Genomic DNA, 3,573 nt, shown 5'->3' on the forward strand with positions numbered 1-3,573 from the left:
CCGCGGCACGGCCGCGGCGCCGGGCGGTCAGCCGGGTGGCGACGGGCTCGGTGAACCGGGCGGTCAGCGGACCGACGACGACGAGGATGAGCACGTACGCCGTGGCGAGCGGGCCCAGCGACGGCTCGATGCCCGCGGTGACGGCGAGTCCGGCGATGACGATGGAGAACTCGCCGCGCGCCACCAGCGTCCCGCCGGCCCGCCAGCGGCCCTTGGCGGAGATCCCGGCGCGCCGCGCCGCCCAGTAGCCCGTGGCGATCTTCGTACCGGCCGTCACCACGGCCAGGGCCAGGGCGGGCAGCAGGACGGGCGGGATGCTGGCCGGGTCGGTGTGCAGGCCGAAGAAGACGAAGAACACCGCAGCGAACAGGTCCCGCAGCGGGCTGAGCAGATGGTGGGCGCCTTCGGCGACCTCGCCGGACAGCGCGATCCCCACGAGGAACGCGCCGACCGCGGCCGATACCTGGAGCTGCTGCGCGATCCCCGCCACCAGCAGCGTCAGGCCGAGCACGACGAGCAGCAGCTTCTCCGGGTCGTCGCTGGACACGAACCGGGAGATGACCCGGCCGTACCGCAGCGCCAGGAACAGCACCAGGCCCGCGACGCCGAGCGCGATGGCCAGCGTGACGCTGCCCGCGGCGAGGCCGACGCCCGCGAGCAGCGCCGTGACGATCGGCAGATAGACCGCCATGGCCAGGTCCTCGAGGACCAGGATGCTCAGCACGACCGGCGTCTCGCGGTTGCCGAGCCGCCCCAGGTCACCGAGGACCTTGGCGATGACGCCGGACGACGAGATCCAGGTGACGCCCGCGAGGACGACGGCCGCGACCGGCCCCCAGCCCAGCAGCAGCGCCATGGCCGCGCCCGGCAGGGCGTTCAGGGCGGCGTCCACCAGGCCGGCCGGGTACTGCGTCTTGAGGTTGGTGACCAGGTCGGTGGCCGTGTACTCCAGGCCGAGCATCAGCAGGAGCAGGATGACGCCGATCTCGGCGCCGATCGCCACGAACTCCTCGCTGGCGCCGAGCGGCAGCAGCCCGCCCGTGCCGAACGCGAGCCCCGCCAGCAGATAGAGGGGGATGGGCGAGAACCGGAAGCGCCCGGCGATCCGGCCGAGCAGGCCCAGACCGAGGATGATCGCGCCGAACTCGATCAGGAAGACCGCGGAGGAGTGCACGCGCTCACTCCTGTCCGAGTATCGCCGCGGCCGCGTCGACGCCCTCGCGGGTGCCGATCACGATGAGGGTGTCCCCGCCGGACAGCCGGAAGTCGGGCCCCGGCGACGGGATCGCGTCCGCCCGGCGCAGCACGGCCACGATGGACGCGCCCGTCTCGGTCCGCAGCCGCGTGTCACCGAGCACGCGGCCGCTCCAGTACGACACCGACGGCAGCTCGATCCGCTCGGCGACCAGTCCGAGCCCGGTCGTCGACAGCAGGTTCGGGCTGTGGTGGGCCGGCATCAGCGCGTCGATCAGCGCCTCGGTCTCACCCGCCGACAGCCGCACCGACAGCGCGCACGCGTCGGGGTCGTCGGGGTGGTACGCGTTGAGGATCCGTGCCCCGTCCCGCTGCGCGACCACCGACAGCCGGCGGTGCTCCCGTGTCGTGAGGTCGTAGCGGACCCCGATCCCGGGCAACGGCGTACTGCTCATACGCGGAGCGGGCACAGCGGATCTCCCTCGGCAGACGAACGACGCGAACAGGCCACACCGGTGTCCCGCCCGGGCAGCCTTGACCATGACTTTACCGGGGCAACGAAATGCCCACCGGAGGGCACACGCGCGGCGGTTACCCCCGGGGTTCGGCGGTAACCCGTCAGGTGCCGGACGGGAACGAAGCAGTGAAGGGGAGAGGATGATCATGGCACTTCCGATGCGCCGCGGGCGGCGCACCTGAACGCCACCGGGGCCTGTGGGACCCCTTCGGCGACTTCGAGAACATGTGGAACGAGATGGGCCGGCTCCTCGAACGCGCCGCGGTGCCCGCCGCCCCGGGCGCCGGGGCCTGGATGCCCATGGCCGAGGAGGCGGAGGAGGAGGACGCGTACGTGGTGCGCGCCGAGCTGCCGGGCGTGCCCGCGGAGAACATCGACATCGAGGTCGAGGGCAACGAGCTCTACATCAGCGGTGAACTCACCGAGGAGCGCCGCGGCAAGGTGCTGAGCCGGCGCACCGGCTCGTTCTCCTACCGCACGACGCTGCCGTCGGCCGTCGACAGCGACAGGATCGACGCCGACCTGAGCGACGGCATCCTCACCGTGCGCGTCCCGAAGAGCGAGGAGGCGAAGCGCCGCAAGATCGAGATCGGCAAGCGCCGGCAGATCAGCGGCGAGACCGCGTGACCCGGCGCGGCCCCGGACCGGGGCCGCGCACCGGGCGGTCCGGACCCGGGGCCGGCCTTCACTCCGGCTCCGGGTCCCGCACGTGATACGCCCTGGACCAGGAGGCACCGCAGCGGCAGGCGTACTCCTCGACGAGCTCGCCCTGCTCCGACACGGCGAAGCCCCGCTGGACGCGGACGTGCACATGCTGACTCATGGAAACCACACTCCGTACGGGGGTGCCGGAAGGCCCGGTCCGGTCTGCACGGGAGCATAAGCGGCATTCCGGTCGGTGGGCCAGGTTCGTCCGTTCTGTGAGAAGGCGGCCCGGAGGCCACGGGCGCCGCTGCCCGGCTGCCCGGCTGCGCGGCGGCTCGGCTCATTCGCGGGCGGACGGGACCGCGAAAGGACGGAACAGCGGGCCGACGAGTGAGCGCCAGGCCGGACAGGCGGCGGGCGGCTCACGTCCGTCCGCGAAGGAGTCGACCAGGCGCCGGAACTCGGCGGCGTAGGGCAGGTCCGGGTGGATGACCGGGACCGGGCAGGCGTTGGCGGTCGACGGGATGCGCGGGCCGTGCGGCATCAGGGGGAGGTCGAAGACGCTCGGGATGCTCAGCGCGCGCAGCCGGGGCGGCAGCGGGCGGGCCAGCGTGCGTTCGACCGCCGTGGGATGGGCCAGCCACTCACGGCCGAGAGGGGAGTCGGGCCGGAAGACCGAGGTGCCGCCGGGGCGGGGCAGGGCCGTCAGGAGACGTACGACGTCCGCGGCCAGGCGGGACCGGCCGGACTCGCCCTGCGGCGGGTAGGGCACCGGGTTCTCCGGGAAGGGCCCGACGAGCACGAGCGTCTCCACGTGCGGCAGGCGTCCGCGTGCGGCGGCCTCCCACACGATCCACACCCCTTGCGAGTGGGTGGTGAGCAGGACCGGCGGCGGCACGCCGGCGAGTTGCTCCTCCAGGAAGGCGATCAGCTCGGCGGTGGGGCGCAGGGTGTCCTCCGGCCGGTAGGGCGCTCCCGTCGTGACGGGGCACAGTGCGCGGCCGCGCGGCTGTCCGGGGCCCGGTCCGGCGTACGAGTAAGAGAAGGTCTGCGCGCAGCGGTATCCGAGCGTGTGCGGGTCGATTTCCAGCATCGCTCCGGTGCCGGAGGCCGAGTCGACACCGGACATCAGCATCACGGAGCCACGGTGCGGCTCCGCCGGTGGCGCCGCCCGCGGGGGGCCCGCCGGGCCGCTCGCGGCGACGAGCGCCAGCGCG

5 protein-coding genes are annotated in these 3,573 nt (G+C 73.5%); 1 reads left to right on the forward strand and 4 read right to left on the reverse strand.

Translation table 11 applies throughout. The annotated features are described in order from the left end of the window. Both HTZ82_RS11875 and HTZ82_RS11880 read right to left on the reverse strand, forming a co-directional pair. Positions 1 to 1,174 (reverse strand): cation:proton antiporter (locus tag HTZ82_RS11875; protein WP_175409310.1); only part of this gene is annotated, 1,174 nt, incomplete at its 3' end. Positions 1,175 to 1,178: 4 nt separating this feature from the next. Next, positions 1,179 to 1,649 carry a cation:proton antiporter regulatory subunit gene (locus tag HTZ82_RS11880; protein ID WP_175409311.1) on the reverse strand — a complete coding sequence of 157 codons (471 nt, stop codon included), beginning with the start codon at positions 1,647 to 1,649 and terminating at the stop codon, positions 1,179 to 1,181. Positions 1,650 to 1,936: 287 nt separating this feature from the next. Here HTZ82_RS11880 and HTZ82_RS11885 point away from each other — a divergent pair, with 287 nt between their 5' ends. Continuing rightward, entirely contained in the window at positions 1,937 to 2,338 is a 402-nt protein-coding gene (locus tag HTZ82_RS11885) for an Hsp20/alpha crystallin family protein (protein ID WP_175409312.1), read from the forward strand. Positions 2,339 to 2,396: 58 nt separating this feature from the next. Here the strand turns inward: HTZ82_RS11885 and HTZ82_RS11890 are convergent, their stop codons facing one another. Together HTZ82_RS11890 and HTZ82_RS11895 are read right to left on the reverse strand one after the other, a co-directional pair. Further along, the gene (locus HTZ82_RS11890) at positions 2,397 to 2,534 is read right to left on the reverse strand and encodes a hypothetical protein (protein WP_175409313.1); all 138 of its coding nucleotides are present in this window, start codon (positions 2,532 to 2,534) and stop codon (positions 2,397 to 2,399) included. Between the two features lie 162 nt (positions 2,535 to 2,696). Then, positions 2,697 to 3,573 (reverse strand): hypothetical protein (locus tag HTZ82_RS11895; RefSeq protein ID WP_217623953.1); only part of this gene is annotated, 877 nt, incomplete at its 5' end.

The sequence above is a fragment of the Streptomyces sp. TRM64462 genome (assembly GCF_013362995.1).
GTDB lineage: Bacteria > Actinomycetota > Actinomycetes > Streptomycetales > Streptomycetaceae > Streptomyces.

What these genes read in the sequence shown, in the direction of transcription:
- HTZ82_RS11890 (WP_175409313.1), bottom strand. Translation starts at nt 2,534, where the DNA reads ATGAGTCAGCATGTGCACGTCCGCGTCCAGCGGGGCTTCGCCGTGTCG.
- HTZ82_RS11880 (WP_175409311.1), bottom strand. Translation starts at nt 1,649, where the DNA reads ATGAGCAGTACGCCGTTGCCCGGGATCGGGGTCCGCTACGACCTCACG.
- HTZ82_RS11885 (WP_175409312.1), top strand. Translation starts at nt 1,937, where the DNA reads ATGTGGAACGAGATGGGCCGGCTCCTCGAACGCGCCGCGGTGCCCGCC.